This is a genomic window from Saccharomonospora sp. CUA-673, from assembly GCF_001942305.1.
GTDB lineage: Bacteria > Actinomycetota > Actinomycetes > Mycobacteriales > Pseudonocardiaceae > Prauserella.
Genome location: NZ_MKKE01000078.1, coordinates 1 through 2,676 on the forward strand (window position 1 = coordinate 1; position 2,676 = coordinate 2,676).

A 2,676-nucleotide genomic window follows, 5' to 3' on the forward strand; every position below is an offset into this window, starting at 1 on the left:
TCGCTCGGCGGCCAACCCCCGACCACCTTCCGCGAGCAGTGGATCACCAACCAACCCGCACTCTCATAACCACTGGACCACCAAACGGGGCCCAGTCAGAGTCATCCGACCCGCAGCTCGATGTCGTCGACGGTGACGATGTCGAGCTGCGCACAAGCTGGCGTCCCCGCGGTCCGCGGCCTCGCCGTTGACCCCGACGCGCGTCTCCCAACAGTTGCCGTACGTCGGAACCGGCGTCGACCACACCGGCGAGCTTCAAGAACTCACCGAGCTGGATGGAATCAGTACTAACAGTGTAGTTGGGTTGGAACGGTGCGACGACTCGGAGATGGCGCTACAGCTCGACGAGTACGTCTGTTGACGGCGGTCCTCAGGAAACGACTCGTCGAGCGGGTGGCACGGCGTGTTGGTGTGCGCGGCGAATCGGGGCGCGCTGCCACCACGTCAGGCACCGCCAGAGCCATTCGGCCGGTCCGTACCGGAAGGAGCGTAGCCACAGTGTGCTCCACACGGCCTGCACGATCAGGATCGTGACCGTGAGGCCGACGATCTGCGTCACGTCGTCGCCACTGTCTATTCCGAGCAGCGGACTGACCAGGAGAAACAGTGCCGTCTGGGTCAGGTAGTTGGTCAAGGCCATTCTGCCCATGGGTGCGAACACCGCGGTGATCGTCGCGGCGGCAGGGGTGCGGAGCAACAGGAGAAGACCGCAGCAGTACGCGAACGCGGTGGCAATCGCCGCGGCGACGGGAAGAAGATTCACGCCGCCTCCCGGGCCGCCGATGAGATTGACGTACGGTAGGTCCACGCCCGTCAGGTCGAGGTACGCGTAGAGTCCTGCCAGGAACCCGAAAACCCCGAACCCGACGCTATCCGGCCCGTTCGGGCGGCCAGAGCCTCGGGCGCGCCGAGCATCGCCAGGGCGTAACCGAGTGCCAGCAGGCCGGGTATCGGACCGTAGCCGAGGATGAGCTGGGATCCGAGGAAGAGCAGGACAATCGCGACGACCAGCGCCGCACGCCCTCGTAGGTAGCTTATCGGCAACAGAACCACCAGCCGAGGGCGCCGTAGGCGGTCAGTACCTCACCGGGGTGGAATGCGAAGTGCACCGCGCCCAGCGCGGAAAGCACCAGCAGACGGCGTGCCAGCACCAGCCTCGGCCTGTCGGTGCGCGTCGCCGCTCGGGTGAGGAAGATGCCGAACCCGACTCCGAACAGGACGGCGAAGATCGGCAGGAACCGTTCGTAGAACAGCAACTGCACACCTAACGGCATGTCTGCCGGTCGGGACGCCCCGGCGAAGACCACTTGTTGGTAGATGTTGACGACCAGAATGCCGCACAGCGCGAATCCACGGAGGACGTCGAGCTCATCGATCCGTGCGTTGCGGGACCCGCCCGAGAGGTGCCGACTGTCGTGGGAATCCGCGTGTTGGCTGTCCCTCATGGCGGCAGGCTAGCAGGTCAAATCGGACAATGGTGATCGCGCTACCTTGGCACGAACGCGTGCACCGGATTCGACGATGCAGACCGCGAACACCCCTGATTCCCCTTACGAGGTCTCGTGCGAAAGATCAGGGTTCTTCCCTGAGGACGGTATCTGTGGTCATGCCCGATAATCGGCTGTGACGTGCGTTCCCGAACCATCTCATCTCGACTGCCCGTATCCGGGCTGATGAGGACAGTCGCTATTGGATGATTGTCCACTCCGGACCCAGTGCGGCGCCCATCGCCCAGGCACACCGGGCACGGCATGAACACCGTCGTCTCCGGGCGGTCCGGGTCGCGCACCTCGCCCTCGCCGGTGCAGCGGGTGCACAGGTGGGCGAGCAGATCCGGGGAGCCGTGCTCGACGAGATCCTGGGCAATGCCACCGACCTGCCGGTCACCGAGCACGCCACCGACACCGCAGGCCAGACCCTGACAGTGTTCGCGCTGTTCGCCTTGACCGGCTTCACCTTGTCACCCCGGATCCGTGACCTGGGTGGGATCACCCTGCATCGCCTTGGCACCTGCAAGGAGACCACCAGCAGCTTCCCGAACGCGGGCAGTCTGCTGACCGGCACGATCGATACCGCGCTGATCCGTAGCCAGTGGGACGAGATGCTGCGGCTGGCAGCCTCCCTGAAGTACGGCCATGCCACCGCCTCGCTGGTGGTATCCAAACTGCATGCCTTTTCGCGGCGCTCGGCGCTAGCTCAAGCGCTGGTCGAGTACGGCAAGCTGCAGCGTACGATCTACGCGCTGCGGTACCTCGCTGACGAGGCCTACCGGCGCCGGATCACCCGCCAGCTCAACAAGGGCGAGAGCCTGCACTCGCTGCGCCGGGACCTGTTCTTCGCCCACGAAGGCACGGTGCGACGCCGCCACCACGAGCAACAAACCGAACAAGCCCTATGCCTGTCGCTGGTGACCAACGCCGTGATCACCTGGAACACCGCCTACCTCGAACTCGCCCTCGAGCGCCTGTCACAGCGGCGCGGACGCATTGACCGCGACCTCCTCGCCCACATCTCCCCGGCACTGCTGGAACACGTCAACCCCTACGGCACCTACGACTTCCCCGTCGAGACCGAATAGGGGCTGCTGAAGGAAACTGTGACAGTGGTTTAGGCCGCCGGGGTGGCGGTGTGGCTCATGATGGTTTCGTATTCGATGGGGGTCAAGCGGCCGAGGCG

General features: G+C 65.0%; 3 protein-coding genes. 1 reads left to right on the forward strand and 2 read right to left on the reverse strand.

The window, feature by feature from the left end; genetic code table 11:
* Positions 1-370: 370 nt before the first annotated feature.
* Positions 371-808, reverse strand: coding sequence for a DUF418 domain-containing protein (locus BJF85_RS24520; RefSeq protein ID WP_075850308.1), 438 nt, complete (start codon positions 806-808; stop codon positions 371-373).
* A 226-nt stretch (positions 809-1,034) separates the two neighbouring features.
* Positions 1,035-1,445, reverse strand: a complete 411-nt coding sequence (locus BJF85_RS24530; protein WP_075850310.1) for a heparan-alpha-glucosaminide N-acetyltransferase domain-containing protein — start codon at positions 1,443-1,445, stop codon at positions 1,035-1,037.
* A 374-nt stretch (positions 1,446-1,819) separates the two neighbouring features.
* On the opposite strand from BJF85_RS24530, the gene BJF85_RS24535 reads away from it, so the two are divergent.
* Positions 1,820-2,578, forward strand: a complete 759-nt coding sequence (locus BJF85_RS24535; RefSeq protein ID WP_158057147.1) for a Tn3 family transposase — start codon at positions 1,820-1,822, stop codon at positions 2,576-2,578.
* The last annotated feature ends 98 nt before the right edge of the window (positions 2,579-2,676 follow it).